Source organism: Planococcus chinensis (assembly GCF_020071995.1).
In the GTDB taxonomy this organism is placed as follows: Bacteria; Bacillota; Bacilli; order Bacillales_A; family Planococcaceae; genus Planococcus; species Planococcus chinensis_A.
This window is the reverse complement of the sequence record NZ_JABWTK010000008.1, coordinates 79566-99811: the sequence shown is the minus strand read 5'-3', so window position 1 is coordinate 99811 and position 20246 is coordinate 79566. Positions and strand designations below refer to the sequence as shown.

The window sequence follows — 20246 nt, the reverse complement described above, 5'->3', positions numbered from 1 at the left end:
AGCGGAAGCGCCTGTCCAGCTCCGACAGGCAAGTTATGGCCAAATGAAATTTGGACCATAACTTTGCGACGAAGCACGCAGTGCTGAAGGAGAATGAGCATCAAGCAAGATAGCTTCAACCCCGATAATCAGGTCGCTGCAGCTGGACAAGAAAGAGGTCAGCGCCTTTATCTGGACAAACAAATGAGCCTTTTCCACTAGTGGAAAAGGCTTTTTATTTATTTTTGCAAATATTGACGGTACAATGAGGAGTAAGAGACAAAAGTTGGAGGGGTTTACAATGTCTGAAGAAATTACAATATTGGTTGTAGACGACGAAGAAAGGATTCGCCGTTTACTGAAAATGTATTTAGAGCGTGAAGGCTATATCGTCGAGGAAGCAGAGAATGGCGTCCAGGCTTTAGAGATGGCGACAGAAAAAGATTATCATTGTATTCTTCTTGATTTGATGATGCCTGAAAAAGACGGCATCGAAGTCAGCACGGAACTCCGGGAAAAGAAAATGACGCCGATCATCATGCTGACGGCTAAAGGTGAAGAAGCGAACCGCGTTGAAGGATTTGAATCTGGTGCGGATGATTACATCGTCAAGCCGTTTAGCCCGAGAGAAGTCGTGCTTAGGGTCAAAGCGATTCTGCGCCGCTCTTCAGCGTATTCGCCCGTGGCGAATTCTTCTGTTTCAAAAGATTTGGTGGTGTTCCCGCATTTGACCATCGACCATGATGCGCACCGCGTTACAGCAGACAATGTAGAAGTGAATTTAACGCCGAAAGAATACGAACTGCTGTATTTCCTGGCGAAATCTCCGGATAAAGTATTTGACCGGGAACATTTGCTGAAAGAAGTTTGGCATTACGACTTTTTCGGTGATTTGCGGACTGTCGATACCCATGTGAAACGATTGCGGGAAAAATTGAACCGTGTATCGGAATCGGCTGCCAAGATGATTGTCACCGTTTGGGGCGTAGGCTATAAATTCGAGGTAGGAAATGAATAGAATATGGAATAGTGTAGTCGGGAAGCTGTGGATCACAATACTGCTTCTCGTTTCCTTTGTCCTTTTTATTGTGACCGTGCTGTTATTGGAGTTTCTTGGGAATTATCACAGTGAATCAGTAGAAGAGACGTTGACAAAAGAAGCAGATACGATTGCGTCAATTTTTAACGATCATGGGAAAGTGGATATATCGCTGACGGTGATTGATGACATTTTGGGGCCGGAAACAAACGCGGTTATTGCAGAAGCTCCCCATGAAAGCACCTATTATATCCATAACGGCATTAACGGGGAAAAGATGCGGGAAGAAATTTTGAATGAACCGGATTTTCAAAAAGTGTTCGAAACAGATGAAACCGTCATGAAAGAAATGCTTCTGCCGTCATTGACAGAAGAAGATGCGTTGGAGTCGTATATCGTGCTTGCCAGCCCGCTGCAAACCGTGGAGCAGGAACATGGCACGGTGTTTATCTATCAATCACTTGAAGTGATGGACCGCACAGCGGAGCGGACCACAAACATTGTATTTCTTTCCGCTTTTATCGCCTTTATTTTAACGACATTTTTTGCATTCTTTTTATCGACGCGCATCACTTCGCCGCTCCGGAAAATGCGGGAAGGCGCATTTGAATTGGCGAAAGGGAATTTTGATACAAAAGTCCGCGCAACTTCAAGTGATGAAATCGGCCAGCTGGCTACCGCGTTCAACCAGATGGGCCGCCAGCTGAAGCACCATGTTGAAGTGATCAACCAGGAAAAAGAGCAGCTTTCGAGCATTTTGACATCGATGGCAGATGCGGTTATTACCTTTAATCAAGATGGCACCATTTTGCTAAGCAATCCGCCCGCCGAAAAACTGCTGCAGCAATGGCTGATGAAAAGGGGCGTGGAAAAAGGGGAGCCGCTGCCTTCTGAAATGATCCATATGCTGGAGCATGTGCTTGACTACGAAGATGAAATACAGGAAGAACTGGAAATGGAAGGCGCTTATTATGCCATCACGTTCAGTCCGCTTTACAGCGGGGAATCCGTCCGGGGAGCGGTAGCGGTCCTTCACAATATGACGGAGCAGCACCGTTTGGAAAAACTGCGGGAAGATTTTATTGCCAATGTCTCCCACGAACTGCGGACGCCGATTGCGATGCTGCAAGGGTACAGCGAAGCGCTTCTTGATGATGTCGGCACCACCGAGGAAGAACGGCGCGAGATGACAAAAATCATTTACGAAGAGTCCCGGCGAATGGGCCGTCTTGTGACCGACTTGCTGAATCTTGCCCGCATGGAATCCGGCTATATGCGTCTTTATAAAGAACTGGTACAATTCAATGAAGTAATCGAAAGAATGAGCTTGAAATTCTCCCAGGCCGCCAAAGAATCAGGCATACAGCTTTCGTTCGCAACCGAGCTGGACGACTGGGCAGCAGCTGAAATCGATGAAGACCGCATTGAGCAAGTAATGACGAATTTGATTGACAATGCGCTCCGCCATACGCCGGCAGGAGGACAAGTGGTCGTCAAAGTCGAACAACAACAAGGATATGCCAAGGTCTCCGTGAATGATACTGGAGTCGGAATCCCCGAAGAAGACCTGCAATATGTTTTTGAACGTTTCTATAAAGCAGACAAAGCGAGAACGCTCGGCAAAAGCGGTACGGGTTTAGGGCTAGCAATTGCCAGCAACATCATCAATGCGCATGATGGAAAAATCTATGCAGAGAGCAAGGTCGGGGAAGGAACATCATTCATCTTCCTGCTGCCTCTTAAAAAGATGTAACTTTTTGTAATCAGAGACGACTAATTCATAGAACGGGGGGAGTGTATGGATGACTCCGTTTTCCATCGCTTGTATGATGACTACCACCAGGATGTGTTCCAATTTCTCATTTATTTGGTGAAAAACCGGCACTTAGCGGAAGACTTGATGCACGAAGTTTATATTCGGGTCTTTAAGGCTTATGACCGGTTTGAAGGAAAGAGTTCAGAAAAAACCTGGCTTTTTTCCATTGCCAAAAATGTAGCAATTGACCATTTCCGCAAAATGGCAGTCCGCAAAAAGCATTCAGATGAGCATTTTGATTGGGAAACCCAGCAACTGACTTCCTCAGAACGCATTCCGGAAGAAGTGGCTTCTTTAAACGAAGACAAAATATTGCTCTATAAGACGTTGGATCAATGCACCGGAGACCAGAAAATGGTCATTATCATGCGTTTCTTCCAGGACTTATCAATTGCAGAAACTGCTGAAGTGTTGGGTTGGAGTGAAGGAAAAGTCAAAACAACCCAGCATCGTGCCATAAAAGCGCTGCGTGAAAAATTATCCTCTAGGGAAGGGGGAGAGGCAAATGCCACATAACAACTGGGATGATGAGCACATCGAGAATTTGCTGCGCGATTTCCCCGCTATCCGGGATGACCGGCCAAAAGAAGAAGTTTATCAGCGTCTGGCACAAAAAGAACCGGTCCGCAAGCGCCAGAAACAATGGCTGCCTTTGCTCGTAGCGGCTCTTGCTTTTATTACGATCGGCATATTGGTTGCTTCTATTTTAAACCAAAGCGGCATCGATTCGTCCCAAAACGAACAAAGTACGGAAAGCGGATCGGACCAGTCTGCAGCCTCTACCGCAGAAACGGCAGAAGACCGTTCGATACAGGAGGAAAATGCGGCAACCGGTGATGCAGCGACATCCATTATGGAATCTGAAGATGCCGGTTCAGGCCAAGTGTCTGTCTACGAAGGAGACTTGGAAGGGCATACTCTTTTTACAATCGGGTTTACTGAAAACGCATTTGTCATTCCGCTTTCTTTCCTGATCCCTGATTCCCAGATTATGGAGGATTTGGGCAAGGATAACCCGAATAGCGTTGAATTGTATAATCAGTACGCAAGCGAGATTGATGAACAAGCGCTTGGGTTTGATGAATATCACCCGTATGTGGGCAAAATTGCCATGGGTTCTGAAGGGGCCGAGCATGTGCTTCCAAAAGATCATCAATACGATTTGGCTTCTGCAAGCATCGGCGTCTACACCGCTACATTGAAGGAAACTTTCCGGGATGCCGGTCAAGTAGCGGTATTAAATGAAGATGGCAGTCCGGTGGAGTTCGATCAAATCGGGCCGATGGAGCCGGTTGTGACTGACGTGAAAAATGTCGCTTTCTATGCCTATACTACAGCCGCAGGAGAAACTTTCTTAGCACCTGGATATGGCATGCCTTTCGAAACGGCTACAGAAGCATTTCAAGCCATGAAAGATTCGCCGAATGACTTCCAGAAAAGCACGCTGCCGGACGGCACGGACTTTTCGATAACGGAAACGGATGATCTGGTCCAAATCGAATTTCAATCGCCTTTTGATTTTTCTGCTATGGAAGAAGTGGATGCGAAGCGCATGATTGAAAGCTTAGCTATGACGGCTAAATCCTATGGCAAGCAAGTACAATTGGCCAATATAGAACAACCGCAGTGGCTGGGGTATGATTTTACAGTGCCCTTGGAAACGCCGGTCGCCACCAACAATACGCCATGGACAATAAAATGATTTAAATAAAACAGACACTTTGCAAACAATTTAGTTTACAAGGTGTCTGTTTTCTACTAATATTAGGGTATAACAAAATATCGATTCATCTTCGGGGCAGGGTGCAATTCCCTACCGGCGGTAATTGGACAAATGTCCATAAGCCCGCGAGCCGTAAAACGCAGGATTTGGTGAGATTCCAAAGCCGACAGTATAGTCTGGATGGGAGAAGGTGAAGGTGCGGACGTGTGCTGCTTATTTATAAGCGCAGCGCTTATTAAATGTGCCTTGTCTCCCTTAAGTGAACTTGCTTAAGGGTTTTATTGTGCAGTTGGCCACATAGTCCAAACCTTTCTTCTGGTGAATCACTACAAGGAGAGAGGAATATGAAGAACAAAAAATTGCAGTCGATGATCGTCATTGGAATGTTGAGCAGTATCTCGTTTATCTTGATGCTTTTCAATTTCCCTTTGCCAGCTTTACCTGCTTTCTTGAAAGTCGATTTTAGTGATGTGCCGGCGTTGATTGCTGCCATTACCATGGGACCAGTTGCAGGAATACTCGTAGCATTTTTCAAAAATGCGTTGGACTGGCTTTTTGCTGGAAGCCCCACAGGCGTTCCGGTCGGCCACTTGGCCAACTTTGTAACGAGCATTTTGTTTATCATGCCCGTCTATGCAATTTACCGTAAAATGGCCACTAAAAAAGGCATGGCGTTCGGATTGGCTGCCGGGACATTGTCCATGGCGATCGGCATGAGCGTATTAAATTACCTGGTGTTCTTGCCAATGTACACCTATTTCTTGAACATGCCTGCAGAAACAGGCAATGCCTTGTTCGGCACAATTGTTCTGGGAATCTTACCATTCAACTTGATTAAAGGGCTGATATTGACAGCCGTTGTCCTGCTGATGTTCAGCAGCATGCAAAAGTGGATTGACAAGCAGCGCCTTTATTACCAATAAAGAACGAGTGAGCTGAGCGGGAGCATTGAATTCCCGCTCAGCTTTTTTATCCGCAAAAACAGCTTATCATGCAAAACAGGCGTTCACGAAAGCATCTTTGCTTTCGTGAACGCCTGTTTTAATGGTTTAAATCAATCTTCATATTTAAGAGGGTCTCCGTCGAATGGAGCATCTGCTACTTTAATCGAATCGGTCGGGCAACCTTCGAACGCATCTTCCATGTCTTCCTCTAGTTCATCTGGAACTTGCTCTGTTCCCGTGTTATTATCTAGAATAACAAACGCAATTCCTTCGTCGTCGTAATCGTAAACGTCTGGAGCAGCAGCTCCGCAGGCGCCACAAGCGATACAAGTATCCTTATCGACAATGGTATACTTAGCCATAATTATTTTCCTCTCCTTTATCTCCGAACAAGTTCAGTTATACTACCGTAATTCATTCTAAAGGTGTTTGCCATGTTTTTCAACCAAAAAACGCTAGGGGGGCCGCTCTTGTTATTCGAGGAGCTCGTTATTACCATTATGAAAGCCATAAATTTGGAACGGACCATCTCTTCTCCTTACCATTTGATCAAAGGGAAGAAATCGGGCCAAACCATCCAGGATGTCGGGTATTACCGGCTCCACCCTTATTTCGCGGTCATGCCAAATCTGGAAAAAAATCTATACGATGAAGTGATCCGAAATTTATTTGCCCGCCAGCTGTTAAAGCCGAACGATCAAGTGATCGATTTAACGGATAAAGCAATGGCCCTGGAAGCGCCGGCATCAACGCTCAATGGCTGGAAATATAGAGGCAACGAAGCTGTTTTCTTGAATCGCTTGTCGTTGATCGTCCAGACTTTATCTTATACAAGCCAAAAGACCAACCGGTTCGACCCTGTACATAACGCAGAAGACCTGCAGGCGTGGGTCAAGAATTATTTGAAAAAGATCAACTTCCGGGACCCTTCTTCTGTCGCGGGTTTTAAAGCGGAGATGCTGGAAAGCCTGGAGTCAGCGGAAGTCGATGAACGCTCGAAAATGATCCTGATGCAGCGTTTAACGGGCCTTGGATGGAGCGGGATGACGTGGGAACAGATTGCTTTAACGCACGATTTGCATATCCTGGACGTCCAATTAGCGTCAGTAGAAGCATTGCATGCCTGGATAAATGTGCTGGAGCAAAACAGATTTCCGATGCTTTCCCCTCTGCTCGACCAAGTCATTCAGCGGTCTGTCCTGACAGAATCGGCCCAACGGACAGAGAAGTTGTTTGAGAGAGGCCTTTCCTTGGATGAAATTGCCACAATCCGCCAATTGAAAACCAGCACCATCGAAGACCATTTTGTGGAGCTTGCGATGAATGACCCTTTTTTCAATTTCACACCGTTCATGCCTTCGGCCCTGTATGAACAAATTGTGAACGTCAGCAAAAAAAGAAACACAAAGCGCTTAAGAGATATAAAAGAAGAGCTGCCGGACGCAACGTATTTTCAAATCCGTCTGGCGCTTGCGTTAAGGGAGGACCAGCCATGAAATTAGAGGAAGTGCTTTTTTCCGCCTACGGCTTTGCTTCATTCCGGCCCGGACAGCGGGAGGTAATTGAACAAGTCATAAAAGGCAAGGACGTGGTTGCGCTCCTGCCGACCGGCATGGGCAAGTCCATGTGCTACCAGCTGCCTGCACATATCCTGCCGGGCACCGTCCTGGTCGTCTCGCCGTTGCTGTCGCTGATGCAGGACCAGGTTGCCCAGCTGAAAAAAATGGGAGAGAAGTCCGTAGTGGCCATCAATTCCTTTTTGAAGCCTCAGGAAAGGGAGAAAATTTGGCAGACGCTTGGCAATTACCGTTTTATTTTTATTTCCCCGGAGATGCTGGTTCAGCCTTTTGTCAAAAAACAACTGGAAAAAATACATGTTTCGTTGCTGGTTGCGGATGAAGCGCATTGCATTTCGCAGTGGGGATTCGATTTTCGGCCGGATTATCTCCGTATTGCGGAAATCCTTCCGATTCTGAAGTTTCCTCAGGTGCTGGCACTGACCGCTACAGCGACAGAAAAAGTGACCCAGGAAATCAAAACTTATTTAAAGCTTGATGAGCCTTTTATTTATAAGCATTCGATGGACCGGAAAAATATTGTCTATGACATAAAGAAATTCGATGATTCCCGGCAGAAGCTGGAATGGCTCACTTCATTTGTCCGTGACAGTGAAGGCCCGGGAATCATTTATGCCGGAACACGGAGGAAATCGCAGGAACTTGCTGCTATTTTGATGGATCAAGGCATTTCCGCTTCCTATTACCACGGGGGAATGGAACACCAAGACCGCGTTTTTGTGCAGCAGCAATTCCAGAACGGCGAATTGGATTGGGTCTGTTCGACCAATGCATTCGGCATGGGCGTCCATATTTCAAACATCCGGCACGTCGTGCATTTTCAATTGCCGACTTCTGTTGAAGGGTATGTCCAGGAAGTCGGAAGAGCGGGACGTGACGGTGAGGCAGCGCTTGCCACTTTGCTTTATGCAGAAGGCGATGAAGGCTTGCTGCAAAGCCTTGTCATGGATGAATTGCCGACCCGGCATGAAATCCAGCAAGTCGCTTCCCATCCAGCCGGAGCGGAACAATTGGTGGCTGACGGCATTGTGAGAGAAACTGCATTGCGCGTCATTAATTATTGGCTGAGCCGGTTGAGCGAATCTGAAACCTTGCAGCAAATGGAATTTCTTCAAAGGGAAAAAATCAAACAAGTGGATAAAATGAGAAAATTGGTCAATCTCAAAAGCTGCATCCGGGAATATATCATCGAATGCTTTGACCAGCACTTGAAAGGAAAGCCTGAGAATTGCTGCGTGAATGACGGCATTGATTACAGTGTATTTGGGAAGCGCCAGGAGAAAGCGCAGAAAGTAGTACTTGAGAGCTGGCAAAATCGTCTAAATGCACTATTGCCTTAATGACAATTTTCGGAAAATGACATTTACAAAAAGGGAATTTTTCTGCATAATGGAATTATTAGAGCAGATAGGGGTAGTCGACTATGGGAAAACAAAATTATCGTGAAGCAATTGAAAAAGGACGCCAGGAAATTGCCATTCAAAGCAGTACAGCAGCTTCGAGAAAGGCTTACCGGAAAGCGAATACGGTCAAAAAGAAGCCGAAGAAACGAAAGAATGTACTGCTGCCTGCCTTATTTTTCATGTTCATTTTACTCCCTGTAGCACTTCTTATATACTTGGCCGTTTTGTATGAGCCAGATGACACATTGACAACCAGCGCCGTGAACGATCAAGTCACCCTGGATACAAATCCTTCACCGTCTGATAACGCGGGTGTGCTTGCTGATGCAGAGGAAGACAAGAAGAAAGAAGAAAAACAAGCGAAAGAAGCAGCAGATAAAGCTGCTGCTGAAAAAGAAAAAGCTGAAAAAGAAGCAGCTGCAAAAGCGAAAGCAGAAGCCGACGCGAAGGCAAAGGCTGAAGCCGAATCAAAAGCGAAAGCAGAAGCCGAGGCCAAAGCCAAAGCCCAGGCAGAAGCTCAGGCCAAAGCCCAAGCCCAGGCAGAAGCTCAGGCCAAAGCCCAAGCCGAGGAAAAAGCGAAAGCAGAAGCCGAGGCAAAAGCAAGAGCTGAAGCAGAAGCTAAGGCGAAAGCAGAGGCGGAAGCAAAAGCCAAAGCAGAAAAAGAGGCCGAGGAAAAGAAAAATGCGTCCGGTAAAACTCATGTGGTGCAGCCGGGCGAGACACTTTACCGTATTGCCGTTAACACATACGGCGCGGCCGGAGCCAATGCAGGCGTTGCGAAGATCAAGCAGGCGAACGGATTATCCTCGAATGAATTAACCGTCGGCCGGACGTTAATTTTGCCATAAAAGAGGGAAAGGCAATGGTGGCGGCGAAATAATTACTGATAAGCTGAGAAAAGGCAGAGGTGAATTGGATGTTTGTAAAAAGTGTGATGGTCAAAAGAGAAAAATGCCATACGGTTAAAATGGATGATTCGGTCCAAATTGGACTGGATTTGCTTGAAAATCATACGATCGATGCACTGCCGGTACTGGAAGGCACTGCATACAAAGGAATTTTTACTTGGTATCACGTATACCGTGAATTTTTCCTTTCCGGCAAAACCAAAGAAGATTTTGTCAGCACAACAAAAATTGGTGATGTAATGGTCAACCAGGACGTCTACTTGCATCTCGATGATGTTTTTGAAAAAGCAATTGTGGAATTGAACGATTTTCCGATCATCGCCGTTGTCGAAAACGGGGAAATGCTCGGCATTGTAACGCGTTTTGATGTTATGAATCAGCTTCAAAGTGCATTTGGCATGGAAAAAGAAGGGGTGCGCATTACGTTTACTTCTGTAGAATCGGAAGGGCGCATCGGCCGGTTAGGTGATATAATTGAGAAGTTCAAGGAAGCGGTCATTTCATTGGTTACTTTTGATGAAACAGATAAAGTGGTACGCCGAATCGTTCTTAAAATCAAGAAAAAAGACAATGTGGAACGTTTCGTGAAGGAACTTGAAAAATCAGGGTTCCGCGTCTTGGATATTTCTGAAGATTGATTTGATAAACAAATGTAAAGAGGTACAAGCAGTTCTCTGCTTTGCCTCTTTATTTAATTGAAAGGATTTTTAAGATGAAATGGATTATGAAAAGCATGCTGGCAGCGCTGGCGTTGCTTCTTTTTATGTTCCGCAATGCTTTCCGGCAAAATTTGAAAAGCGAAACAGTGGAATTGCCAGCCGCACAGCCGTTTAAGCCGTTTCAATTGATGTTCATCTCGGATATCCACCGAAGAACATTAAACGGAAACTTGGCGAACAACTCTGTCGACATGGTGATCATTGGCGGCGACCTGGCAGAAAAAGGCGTGCCGCTGAGCCGCATTGAATATAATTTAAAATTGCTGAGCGGGCTGGGGGAATTGTACTTTATCTGGGGCAATCATGACCGGCATGTGGGAGAAGCGGAGCTTCGGCAGCTTTTTGAGAAATACAAGGTGACTGTTTTAGAAAATGAGTGGGTGAATTTGTTTGGGAATCCTCATTTGAAATTAGTTGGCCTTGATTACTTTATATACGAAAAAGATGCGATTTCCAAGGCTTTTTCCGGGGTTCGGCCGGAAGATACCGTCCTGTTTGCATCGCATACTCCTTCCATTTTCAAATACGTCAGAGATCATTATTCGGCTGATTTTCTGCTGGCCGGCCATACGCACGGCGGCCAGATACGGCTGGGGCGTTTTGGAATCACAGATAAAGGGCGATTCCGGGAAACAGACGGCAAAATCGAACTGGTCAGCAATGGATATGGGACTACTAAGCTGCCTCTTCGTTTAGGTGCGGAGGCGCAATACCATGTCTACACCATCCAGCCAAAATCAGCAGATCCTGTATAACTGCAAAGCGTTTTTATAAATACCCAAGTGTTTTTGATTGTCAGCAGTAAAAAGAATCTTCTATGCTAAAGAGAGATTCTGATTGTGGGAGAGGTTTAAGAATGGAACATGTAGATGCACTGATTATCGGCGGAGGACCATGTGGCTTGGCTACAGCGATTGCCCTCCAACAAGCGGGAATTCAGCCGATTGTCATCGAAAAAGGAAATATCGTCAATGCGATATACAATTATCCGACCCACCAGACGTTTTTCAGCTCCAGCGAAAAATTGTCAATCGGGGATATTCCGTTTATAACGGAAGACCGGAAAGCGAAGCGCAACCAGGCTTTGGTGTATTACCGGGAAGTGGTGAAACGAAGCGGACTGGATGTCCGGCCGTTTGAAACCGTTTTGGCGGTTGAAAAAGGGCAGGGCTTCACTATCCGGACAAGCAAAAGCACCTATCGCGCCAAATATGTCATAGCGGCCACCGGCTATTACGACAATCCGAATAAGCTTCATGCGGAAGGCGCAGAATTGCCGAAAGTGATGCACTATTTCAAGGAAGGCCATCCTTATTTTGATCAGGACGTCCTGGTGATCGGCGGCAAGAACTCGGCAGTGGATGCCGCGCTTGAATTGCATAAAGCCGGAAGCCGCGTCACGGTATCCTATCACGGCACCAGCTATTCCAAGAGCATCAAGCCCTGGATTTTGCCGGAGTTTGACAGCCTGGTCCGCAAAGGCGAGATCATAATGCTATTCGACTCGATAGTGGACAAAATTGGCGAGAAGGAAGTAGAACTGACGGTCAATGATACGAAAGAAACAATTCCGAATGACTTTGTCTTTGCGATGATCGGCTATCACCCGGACCACGGATTCTTGAGAAATATCGGCATTGCCATCGATGAAGAAACGGGATGCCCCATCTTTGACGAGACAACAATGGAAACGGAGACAGAGAATCTGTATATTGCCGGCGTGATTGCGGCCGGGAATAATGCCAATTCGATTTTCATCGAAAACGGGCGTTTCCACGGCGATCAAATAGCGGCTGCGATAGCAGCAAAAGAAAGCGCACGCTAAGTGCGCTTTTTCTTGTTTTAATAGGAAAAATATATGGGATCGATAAGGCAATAGTGTAAAATAGGGTGGAGAAAGGGTGTTAGTTTATGAATAAAAAAGTTTCTTTGATTACCACAGGAGGAACCATTGCAAGCAAGGAAGTATCAAAGGGGTTGTTGAAATCCGGTGCGATTTCAGGCAGGGAACTGGCAGCACTTTGCCAATTGCCGGAAGAAATAGAGGTTAAGGTGATCGATGTTTTCCAATTGCCGAGCATGCATATCGGCTTCGACAAAATGCTGCAGCTGCGTGAAGCGATTCAAACCGAATTGGAAGATGAAACGGTTGACGGGATTGTAGTGACCCACGGAACCGATACATTAGAAGAAACCGCTTATTTTCTGGATTTAACCATCAGCGATGACCGCACGATTGTGGTGACGGGTTCACAAAGGTCCCCTGATGAAGTAGGGACAGACGTATACTCGAATTTGCGGAATTCCATATACGTATCGGTCGATGAGAATTTAAAAGGCGTAGGCACGGTAGTGGTTTTTAATGAGCGGATTTACACAGCGAAATACGTTAAAAAAGTACATACCAGCAATCTCCAGGGATTTGATTCGTTCGGCCACGGCTATCTCGGAATTATTGATAACGATGTAGTCAGTGTTTACCAAAAACCGATTTTCCATGAAGTTCATCAAGTGGGAGACCATTTGCCGAGAGTAGAAATTATCAAGTGCTATTCCGGACAGGATGGGCATATGATCGATTTGCTTGCCGAAGGGGATACAGCGGGAATTGTTTTGGAAGCAGCGGGGCGCGGACAAGTGTCGCCGCATATGGTGGAAGCGATTGAGCGGGCCGTCCAAAAAGGGATAACGGTCGTCCTGACCACCAGTGCAGAAGAAGGAAAATCTTATCCGAGCTATAGCTATCCGGGAAGTGCCCACGATTTGATGTTGAAAGGTGTACTGCTCGGGAGTGATTATGACAGCAAAAAAGCGCGCATCAAGTTGGCGGTTGTTTTATCGTTGACAAAAGAAGCGGACATTAACACATTTAACAAATAACTTTGCCTTAAATAAATTAAAAAATGGATAATATTTACCATTGTTCCGTGCTATAATTAAGAGAAACCTTAATGATTCTGTTTATTTAAGATGGAAAAGGACTTTAAGCAAAGGAGCAGGCATATGATAATTTTACTGACAGTTGCGATTGCTCCAAGTCTGGCATTGTTCAGTTATTTTTATTTGCGTGATCAATTTGCTGCTGAGCCTTCCAAGCTTTTGTTCCAATGTTTTATATACGGAGCGGTGCTGACTTTCCCGATTTTGTTTATTCAATACGTTTTTGAGTTTGAAGGTGTATTTGATCAGCTCTTCAATCAAAGAGTATTGTTTCCGAGTATTTTAGAAGAATTTTTCAAATGGCTTGTCCTGATTATCGCGGTTTATCGGCATGTCGATTTCGAAGATCCGTATGATGGCATTTTATACGGCGCCAGCGTATCTCTGGGATTCGCTACTGTTGAAAATGTTTTATTCTTGATGGAATTTGGGCTGGAAACTGCATTTATCCGGGCATTTCTGCCGGTTTCAAGCCATGCGCTGTTCGGAGTGGTAATGGGCTATTATTTAGGCAGGGCCAAGTTTACAAAAGGGTCAAACGGAACGATATGGCTGGCTTTTGCTTTTGTCAGCTCGCTGTCGCTGCATTTGATCTATAATTCGATATTATACATTAACACGAGCTGGTCCTATGGCGTGATTCCCTTTATGCTGTTTTTATGGTGGTTTGGCTTAAGAAAAGTGAAACAAGCCCACCAATTGTCACTGACCCATTATCATAATAATTCTTCAATGCTCCCTTGATGTTTATGTTTTACAACCTTTAAAAGCCTTGTAGCCCAAGGCTTTTTTTGTTCGAATTTCTGAGGGGAAAGTGTAGAAATGAATGTCCGTAATTCCTCCAGCGCCTGTTTGGACTGAATAGGCGCTTACGCTTTTCTAATGTCTAGCTTCAATGGCCAGATTCTCGGGTCATAAGCCAGCCTGGCTGTGTGGCAAAGAACGCCACTTCGCCAGGCTGTCTTATGCCTGTCGAATCTAAGCGGCCATTTCCGCTTTTCTTGTGTCCAGCTACGCCGCCTAGTCCCTCGGGACGCTTCGGCCTTACGGAAAATGGCAAAAAGCGCCATTGTCCGTAATTCCTCCAGCGCCTGTCGGGACTGAATAGGCGGCTTCGCTTTTCTGTGATAAAATATGATGAATACATATGATGAGGTGACTTTTTTGACGAAATCTATACAAATCGCTCTGGACGGCCCTGCGGCTGCCGGAAAAAGTACGATAGCGAAAATCGTTGCAGAACAATTAGGCTATATTTATATCGATACGGGTGCGATGTACCGTGCCATTACATTAAAGGCAATAAACGAAGGCATCGACCTTTCAGACAATGAAGCTGCCGGGAAGCTGCTGGAAAAAACAGACATCGATTTACAGCCTTCCGAGAACGGCCAGCTTGTATTTCTGGACCAAGAGAATGTGACTGAAGCTATCCGTTCACAGGAAGTGACGAAATCCGTTTCCGAAATGGCTGCGCATGAGTCCGTGCGATTGCAAATGGTGAAATTGCAGCAGCAGCTTGCTGAAGGGCGCGGCGTTGTCATGGATGGCCGTGATATCGGGACAGACGTTTTGCCAAAAGCGGAATTGAAAGTGTTTATGTCAGCGAGCGTCGAAGAACGTGCACGCCGCCGCTTTGAAGAAAATAAAAAACGCAATATCCATACACCTTTTGAGGAACTTCAAAAGGAAATCGCAAAACGTGATCAAATGGACAGTGAACGGGAAGTTTCTCCGCTCCGCCAAGCGGAAGATGCGATTTTTCTTGATACGACTTCATTGACGATACGTGAAGCGGCAGCAGAGATTTTAAGACTTGCAGGAGAAAGGTTGAGCTAACGTGAATTTATACGCAGTTGGAAAAACATTGGTGAAAACAGCGTTGCATCCTCTTTACCGTTTTGAAGTGCTCGGCACCGAGCATTTTCCAAAAGAAGGCGGAGTTCTTCTTTGTTCCAATCATATCAACGCGCTGGATCCTCCTGTCGTCGGAATGACTGCTCCGAGAACGGTCCATTTTATGGCGAAGGAAGAATTGTTTAAACTTCCGGTCCTTGGGCCGATCTTGCCGAAAGTGAATGCTTTCCCTGTCAAACGGGGAATGAGTGACCGCGAAGCTTTGAGAACGGCTTTAAAAGTATTGAAAAGCGGCGAAGTAGTCGGGTTGTTCCCGGAAGGTACAAGATCGACGGACGGCGTCTTGAAAAAAGGGCTGAGCGGCGCCGGATTTTTTGCGCTGAGAGGCAATGCGGATGTTGTGCCTTGCGCCATCATCGGACCATACAAGATGTTCCGTAAAGTCCGGGTGGTCTATGGCAAACCTATCTTAATGGACCCTTACCGGGAACGAAAAGCTTCTGCCGACGAAGTGACCGAAGTGATTATGAGCAGCATTCAAGAGATTCTGGATGAATATAGCAAAAATAAGTGATATTTTTTGTTTTTATTAGAGAATTCGAATAAAATAGAAAGTGGATAGTTTGTGAAGGAGGGCTACTTATGTCTGAGGAAATGAACATGATGGAAAACCGTGACTTCCAAACAGGAGATCGCGTAAAAGGTATTGTTACGAACATAGAAGAAAAAGCTGTAACTGTAACAATTGAGGGAGCGCCATTTGATGGGGTAATTCCGATCAGCGAGTTGTCGAGCCTCCACATCGAGAAAGCATCAGATTCAGTTCAGGTCGGTGATGAACTAGATTTAGTCATTACCAAAGTAGAAGACGAAAACTTTGTTTTGTCGAAACGCAAAGTCGATGCCGAACAGGCATGGGACGAGCTGGAGAAAAAGTTTGAGTCTGGCGAAATTATTGAATCTGAAGTGAAGGATGTCGTAAAAGGCGGACTAGTGGTTGACCTTGGGGTTCGCGGATTTGTCCCTGCTTCACTCGTAGAAGATTATTTCGTGGAATCCTTTGAAGATTACAAAGGCAAAGTTATGACATTTAAAATTGTTGAGATGGAAAAAGAGAACAACCGTTTAATTCTTTCTCACCGCGCTGTGGTGGAATTGGAAAAGGAATCGCAAAAAGAAGAAGTGATGGACACGATTCACGCCGGCGACGTGCTGAAAGGGAAAGTGCAGCGCATTGCATCTTTCGGTGCATTCGTAGATATTGGCGGAGTGGATGGGCTTGTCCATATTTCCCAGTTGTCGCATGAACACGTTGAGAAAGTTTCGGACGTGGTTACGGAAGGCCAGGAAGTGACCGTGAAGGTTTTGTCAGTAGACCGTGATTCTGAACGGATTTCCTTATCAATCAAAGATACGCTTCCGGGACCTTGGGATGCCATTGAAGAAAAAGCGCCTAAAGGGTCGGTTCATGACGGAAAAGTGAAACGGATCGTCAGCTATGGCGCGTTCATCGAGGTGTTGCCTGGGGTAGAAGGCCTTGTGCACATTTCACAGATTGCCCACAAGCATATAGCGACGCCAAACGAAGTGCTCTCTGAAGGGCAAGAAGTCCAAGTAAAAGTACTGGAAGTCAATAAAGCTGATAAACGCCTGTCACTCAGCATTAAAGAACTTCAGGAAAAAGAGAAGGAACAGGATTTCTCCAATTACGAAATGCCGGAAGAATCCAGCGGGTTTTCTATCAGTGATGTAATCGGCGACAAATTAAAAGGATTTAAATCCGAATAAAATGTCGAGAGCAGAACGGAAAATGGACCATATTCAATATGCACTATCTACAGGCCGAAGCTCCGGAACTTTGTTTGATGATGTGCGGATTATTCATCAGGCATTGCCGAATCTTGGAGTGGAGGACATCAGCATTCATACCGGGACAGGTGATTTGAAATTGGAATCACCTGTTTTTATTAATGCCATGACAGGCGGGGGCGGAAGCCAAACCGAACAATTGAATGGAATGCTTGCCCGCGCTGCGAAAGAGACCGGCATTGCTATGGCAGTCGGTTCCCAAATGGCGGCAATAAAAGACGCAAATGAACGGGCTTCCTATGAAATTGTCCGAAAAGAAAATCCAAACGGCTTTATCATTGGCAATCTGGGCAGTGAAGCGACTGTTCAGCAAGCGAAAGAGGCCGTAGAGATGATTGAAGCCAATGCACTTCAGATTCATTTGAATGTCATCCAGGAACTGACGATGCCGGAGGGTGACCGTGATTTTAAAGGGGCACTGGAACGAATTGCCGAAATTGCGGACAAGCTCCATGTTCCGGTCATCGTCAAAGAAACGGGGTTCGGCGTTTCCAGGGAAGCGGCTGAAAAACTGGCTGCGACTCAAATAGCCGCAATAGACGTCAGCGGCTACGGCGGAACCAATTTTGCGGCGATCGAAAATGAACGGCGTGCGCGCAAACTTTCCTATTTTCAGGAATGGGGAGTTCCGACAGCTGCGGCAATCATTGAAGTCAAAAAGGTTTTTCCAAAAACCGTGTTGGCATCCGGCGGCATTCGGGATGCACAGGACATGATCAAGGCTTTCGTTCTCGGCGCGAATGCCGCAGGGCTTGCCGGTTCGTTTTTGAAAACGGCTGTCGAGCATGGCGAAAGCCGGCTGATTTCAGAAATCGAGGCATTGACCGAAGATCTTCAGATGATGATGACTGCACTTGGAGCAAAATCCATTTCAGAATTGGTGAACTGTCCAGCGGTCATCTCGGGTGAGCTCTATCATTATCTATTGATGCGGGGCTATGAGCCATCGGTTTTTGCCAACCGGAAGAAAAACTGAATATTACACCTTTTAAGGTGATGGACATTTACAAGATGCCATCACCTTTTTCGTGTATAATAGGGATATTAGAAGTGGAAGGATGAAATTATTATGTCAAAACCGGTAGTAGCAATCGTCGGCCGGCCGAACGTTGGGAAGTCCACGATTTTTAATCGCGTGGTCGGAGAACGTGTATCCATTGTGGAAGATATTCCAGGAGTTACACGTGACCGTATCTATAGTTCGGCAGATTGGCTGACACATGAATTCAACATCATCGACACAGGCGGCATCGATTTAAGAGACGAGCCGTTCTTGGAACAAATTCGCCAGCAGGCGGAAATTGCAATGGACGAAGCGGATGTCATCATCTTCCTCGTTAATGGACGCGACGGGGTTACGGCTCAAGATGAGCAAGTAGCCAAAATATTATACCGGACAAAAAAACCGGTTATTTTAGCTGTCAACAAAATCGACAATCCGGACATGCGCCATCTTATTTATGATTTTTATACTTTAGGGATGGGTGAACCGTTCCCGATTTCGGGTTCCCATGGCCTTGGCTTAGGGGATTTGCTTGATGAAGTAGCGAAAAAATTCCCGCAGGATGACGAGGAAGAATATCCGGATGATGTCATCAAATTCTCTTTGATTGGCCGTCCGAACGTTGGGAAATCATCGCTCGTCAATGCCTTTTTAGGCGAAGAGCGCGTGATTGTCAGCGATGTTGCCGGAACGACTCGCGATGCCATCGATACACAGTACGAATACGATGGCCAGCCGTACGTCATCATCGACACAGCCGGCATGCGCAAAAAAGGAAAAGTGTACGAAACAACAGAGAAATACAGTGTGCTGCGTGCACTTCGTGCCATCGAACGTTCCGACGTTGTTTTAGTTGTACTGAATGCAGAAGAAGGCATACAGGAACAAGACAAGAAGATTGCAGGCTACGCCCATGAGGCCGGCAAAGCGGTCATCATTGTCGTAAACAAATGGGACGCTGTCGAAAAAGATGAAAAAACCATGAACGTCATGACCCGTAAAATCAGGGAACATTTCCTGTTCCTTGACTATGCGCCGATCATGTTTGTTTCGGCTGTCAGCGGCAAACGCGTCCATAACATCCTGGATATCGTTAACCGCGTAAACGACAATCATTCAAGACGCATTCAGTCCAGTATTTTGAACGAAGTGCTTGAAGATGCTGTAGCGATGAACCCTGCACCAACAGATAAAGGGCGCAGACTGCGTGTCTATTATGCAACTCAAGTGGCTATTCAGCCTCCTACTTTTGTGGTGTTCGTCAATGAACCGGAGCTTATGCATTTCAGTTATGAACGATTCCTGCAAAATCGAATCCGTGAAAGCTTTGATTTTGAAGGAACACCGCTGCGGCTGATTACGCGTGCCCGCACATAAAAGGGGAAAGGTGGCAATAACATGGAAAAAGTATCAGTTTTTGGTGCAGGCAGCTGGGGAACCGCTTTAAGCTACGTGCTTGCACAAAACGGACATGACCTTCTGCTCTGGACTCATCGGGCAGAACAAGCCGATGAAATCAACAATCATACAAACAACCGTTATTTAAAAAACATTCAGCTGCCTGAAACTTTAAAGGCAACGGCTGATTTGAAGCAAACCGTCGAACATTCGGACGTATACGTGCTGGCGGTGCCGACAAAAGCGATTCGCGAAGTTTGTGCCAGCATAAAAGAGAACCTCAATAAAAAAGCTTTATTTGTGCATGTTTCCAAAGGGATTGAACCTGATTCCCTGAAGCGCATCAGTGAAATGATCCGGGAAGAGATTCCTGAACAATGGATTGAAGATGTGGTGGTCCTTTCCGGACCGAGCCATGCCGAAGAAGTGGTTCTTGAACATCCAACGACCGTAACTGCTGCTTGTGAAAATACAAAATCAGCAGAGCGCATCCAGGATCTGTTCATGAATAATTATTTCCGCGTCTATACCAATACCGATGTTATCGGAGTGGAAATCGGCGGTGCCTTGAAAAACATCATCGCCTTGGCGGTTGGCATTACGGACGGTTTAGGATACGGAGACAACGCCAAAGCGGCTCTGATGACGCGTGGGCTTGCAGAAATTGCCCGTTTAGGCGTCAAGATGGGTGCGACGCCTCTTACGTTCTCCGGGCTCTCAGGGGTCGGAGACTTGATCGTCACTTGTACGAGTGTCCATTCGCGCAACTGGCGTGCCGGAAACATGCTTGGAAAAGGGAAGTCGATCGATGAAGTGCTCGAAGAAATGGGCATGGTAGTTGAGGGCATCCGCACTACAAAAGCGGCCTATCAATTGTCCCAAAAACACGGTGTGCCGATGCCGATCACCGCTGCGCTTTACGCGGTCCTCTTTGAGGATGTCTCGACAGACGAAGCGGTCGAAAGGCTGATGGGGCGCATGAAGAAAAACGAAATGGAAGATTTAATTAACTTACTATAATTGTCACAAAAGAAGAGGTTCAGCTCCGCGGCCTCTTCTTTCTTTATGCTA

At 46.1% G+C, this 20246-nt stretch carries 20 protein-coding genes and 1 riboswitch; of the genes, 19 read left to right on the top strand and 1 reads right to left on the bottom strand.

Annotated features, from left to right (window positions below; all coding sequences use genetic code 11):
* The first annotated feature begins 280 nt into the window (after positions 1–280).
* From HU147_RS13925 to HU147_RS13905, 5 genes are all read left to right on the top strand, one after another.
* Positions 281–997 (top strand): response regulator transcription factor, encoded by a 717-nt coding sequence (locus HU147_RS13925; RefSeq protein ID WP_224076817.1) that lies wholly within the window; start codon positions 281–283, stop codon positions 995–997.
* Complete coding sequence (locus tag HU147_RS13920) at positions 990–2771, top strand: ATP-binding protein (RefSeq protein ID WP_224076816.1); 1782 nt, start codon at positions 990–992, stop codon at positions 2769–2771. Before HU147_RS13925 ends, HU147_RS13920 begins: the two co-directional genes overlap by 8 nt.
* A 45-nt stretch (positions 2772–2816) precedes the next feature.
* Positions 2817–3350 (top strand): RNA polymerase sigma factor SigX, encoded by a 534-nt coding sequence (sigX, locus tag HU147_RS13915; protein ID WP_224076815.1) that lies wholly within the window; start codon positions 2817–2819, stop codon positions 3348–3350.
* A complete protein-coding gene (locus HU147_RS13910; RefSeq protein WP_224076814.1) occupies positions 3340–4536 on the top strand; it encodes a hypothetical protein in 1197 nt (398 codons plus the stop codon). The genes sigX and HU147_RS13910 overlap by 11 nt, the downstream gene beginning before the upstream one ends.
* Before the next feature lie 83 nt (positions 4537–4619).
* Positions 4620–4753, top strand: a riboswitch (FMN riboswitch).
* Positions 4754–4901: 148 nt separating this feature from the next.
* On the top strand, positions 4902–5480 hold the full coding sequence (locus tag HU147_RS13905; RefSeq protein WP_224076813.1) for an ECF transporter S component: 579 nt from the start codon (positions 4902–4904) through the stop codon (positions 5478–5480).
* A gap of 131 nt (positions 5481–5611) precedes the next feature.
* On the opposite strand, the gene HU147_RS13900 is transcribed toward HU147_RS13905, so the two are convergent.
* Complete coding sequence (locus HU147_RS13900; RefSeq protein WP_224076812.1) at positions 5612–5863, bottom strand: ferredoxin; 252 nt, start codon at positions 5861–5863, stop codon at positions 5612–5614.
* A gap of 138 nt (positions 5864–6001) precedes the next feature.
* Between HU147_RS13900 and HU147_RS13895 the strand changes: the two genes are divergently transcribed.
* From HU147_RS13895 to HU147_RS13830, 14 genes are all read left to right on the top strand, one after another.
* Positions 6002–6997 (top strand): helix-turn-helix domain-containing protein, encoded by a 996-nt coding sequence (locus HU147_RS13895; RefSeq protein WP_224076811.1) that lies wholly within the window; start codon positions 6002–6004, stop codon positions 6995–6997.
* Positions 6994–8418 carry a RecQ family ATP-dependent DNA helicase gene (locus HU147_RS13890; protein WP_224076810.1) on the top strand — a complete coding sequence of 475 codons (1425 nt, stop codon included), beginning with the start codon at positions 6994–6996 and terminating at the stop codon, positions 8416–8418. Before HU147_RS13895 ends, HU147_RS13890 begins: the two co-directional genes overlap by 4 nt.
* Positions 8419–8501: 83 nt before the next feature.
* On the top strand, positions 8502–9329 hold the full coding sequence (locus tag HU147_RS13885) for a LysM peptidoglycan-binding domain-containing protein (protein ID WP_224076809.1): 828 nt from the start codon (positions 8502–8504) through the stop codon (positions 9327–9329).
* A gap of 68 nt (positions 9330–9397) precedes the next feature.
* Entirely contained in the window at positions 9398–10027 is a 630-nt protein-coding gene (locus HU147_RS13880) for a CBS domain-containing protein (protein ID WP_224076808.1), read from the top strand.
* Positions 10028–10101: 74 nt separating this feature from the next.
* The gene (locus HU147_RS13875; RefSeq protein ID WP_224076807.1) at positions 10102–10863 is read left to right on the top strand and encodes a metallophosphoesterase; all 762 of its coding nucleotides are present in this window, start codon (positions 10102–10104) and stop codon (positions 10861–10863) included.
* A 101-nt stretch (positions 10864–10964) separates the two neighbouring features.
* The gene (locus HU147_RS13870; RefSeq protein WP_224076806.1) at positions 10965–11933 is read left to right on the top strand and encodes a YpdA family putative bacillithiol disulfide reductase; all 969 of its coding nucleotides are present in this window, start codon (positions 10965–10967) and stop codon (positions 11931–11933) included.
* An 86-nt stretch (positions 11934–12019) separates the two neighbouring features.
* The gene (locus HU147_RS13865; RefSeq protein ID WP_224076805.1) at positions 12020–12988 is read left to right on the top strand and encodes an asparaginase; all 969 of its coding nucleotides are present in this window, start codon (positions 12020–12022) and stop codon (positions 12986–12988) included.
* A 123-nt stretch (positions 12989–13111) separates the two neighbouring features.
* Positions 13112–13792, top strand: a complete 681-nt coding sequence (gene prsW / locus HU147_RS13860; protein WP_224076804.1) for a glutamic-type intramembrane protease PrsW — start codon at positions 13112–13114, stop codon at positions 13790–13792.
* Between the two features lie 420 nt (positions 13793–14212).
* Positions 14213–14887: a (d)CMP kinase gene (gene cmk / locus HU147_RS13855; protein WP_224076803.1), complete on the top strand. Its 675-nt coding sequence runs from the start codon at positions 14213–14215 to the stop codon at positions 14885–14887.
* 1 nt (position 14888) lies between these two features.
* Entirely contained in the window at positions 14889–15479 is a 591-nt protein-coding gene (locus HU147_RS13850; RefSeq protein ID WP_224076802.1) for a lysophospholipid acyltransferase family protein, read from the top strand.
* Positions 15480–15547: 68 nt separating this feature from the next.
* A complete protein-coding gene (gene rpsA, locus HU147_RS13845) occupies positions 15548–16693 on the top strand; it encodes a 30S ribosomal protein S1 (protein ID WP_224076801.1) in 1146 nt (381 codons plus the stop codon).
* A gap of 1 nt (position 16694) precedes the next feature.
* Positions 16695–17750 (top strand): type 2 isopentenyl-diphosphate Delta-isomerase, encoded by a 1056-nt coding sequence (gene fni, locus HU147_RS13840; RefSeq protein ID WP_224076800.1) that lies wholly within the window; start codon positions 16695–16697, stop codon positions 17748–17750.
* A gap of 93 nt (positions 17751–17843) precedes the next feature.
* Positions 17844–19154, top strand: coding sequence for a ribosome biogenesis GTPase Der (der, locus tag HU147_RS13835; RefSeq protein WP_053165773.1), 1311 nt, complete (start codon positions 17844–17846; stop codon positions 19152–19154).
* Between the two features lie 21 nt (positions 19155–19175).
* Positions 19176–20195: an NAD(P)H-dependent glycerol-3-phosphate dehydrogenase gene (locus tag HU147_RS13830; protein WP_224076799.1), complete on the top strand. Its 1020-nt coding sequence runs from the start codon at positions 19176–19178 to the stop codon at positions 20193–20195.
* Positions 20196–20246: the final 51 nt, after the last annotated feature.

What these genes read in the sequence shown, in the direction of transcription:
- HU147_RS13870 (WP_224076806.1), top strand. Translation starts at nt 10,965, where the DNA reads ATGGAACATGTAGATGCACTGATTATCGGCGGAGGACCATGTGGCTTG.
- HU147_RS13890 (WP_224076810.1), top strand. Translation starts at nt 6,994, where the DNA reads ATGAAATTAGAGGAAGTGCTTTTTTCCGCCTACGGCTTTGCTTCATTC.
- der (WP_053165773.1), top strand. Translation starts at nt 17,844, where the DNA reads ATGTCAAAACCGGTAGTAGCAATCGTCGGCCGGCCGAACGTTGGGAAG.
- HU147_RS13885 (WP_224076809.1), top strand. Translation starts at nt 8,502, where the DNA reads ATGGGAAAACAAAATTATCGTGAAGCAATTGAAAAAGGACGCCAGGAA.
- rpsA (WP_224076801.1), top strand. Translation starts at nt 15,548, where the DNA reads ATGTCTGAGGAAATGAACATGATGGAAAACCGTGACTTCCAAACAGGA.
- HU147_RS13830 (WP_224076799.1), top strand. Translation starts at nt 19,176, where the DNA reads ATGGAAAAAGTATCAGTTTTTGGTGCAGGCAGCTGGGGAACCGCTTTA.
- HU147_RS13920 (WP_224076816.1), top strand. Translation starts at nt 990, where the DNA reads ATGAATAGAATATGGAATAGTGTAGTCGGGAAGCTGTGGATCACAATA.
- fni (WP_224076800.1), top strand. Translation starts at nt 16,695, where the DNA reads ATGTCGAGAGCAGAACGGAAAATGGACCATATTCAATATGCACTATCT.
- HU147_RS13900 (WP_224076812.1), bottom strand. Translation starts at nt 5,863, where the DNA reads ATGGCTAAGTATACCATTGTCGATAAGGATACTTGTATCGCTTGTGGC.
- HU147_RS13895 (WP_224076811.1), top strand. Translation starts at nt 6,002, where the DNA reads ATGAAAGCCATAAATTTGGAACGGACCATCTCTTCTCCTTACCATTTG.
- sigX (WP_224076815.1), top strand. Translation starts at nt 2,817, where the DNA reads ATGGATGACTCCGTTTTCCATCGCTTGTATGATGACTACCACCAGGAT.
- prsW (WP_224076804.1), top strand. Translation starts at nt 13,112, where the DNA reads ATGATAATTTTACTGACAGTTGCGATTGCTCCAAGTCTGGCATTGTTC.
- HU147_RS13925 (WP_224076817.1), top strand. Translation starts at nt 281, where the DNA reads ATGTCTGAAGAAATTACAATATTGGTTGTAGACGACGAAGAAAGGATT.
- HU147_RS13865 (WP_224076805.1), top strand. Translation starts at nt 12,020, where the DNA reads ATGAATAAAAAAGTTTCTTTGATTACCACAGGAGGAACCATTGCAAGC.
- HU147_RS13875 (WP_224076807.1), top strand. Translation starts at nt 10,102, where the DNA reads ATGAAATGGATTATGAAAAGCATGCTGGCAGCGCTGGCGTTGCTTCTT.
- HU147_RS13905 (WP_224076813.1), top strand. Translation starts at nt 4,902, where the DNA reads ATGAAGAACAAAAAATTGCAGTCGATGATCGTCATTGGAATGTTGAGC.
- HU147_RS13910 (WP_224076814.1), top strand. Translation starts at nt 3,340, where the DNA reads ATGCCACATAACAACTGGGATGATGAGCACATCGAGAATTTGCTGCGC.
- HU147_RS13880 (WP_224076808.1), top strand. Translation starts at nt 9,398, where the DNA reads ATGTTTGTAAAAAGTGTGATGGTCAAAAGAGAAAAATGCCATACGGTT.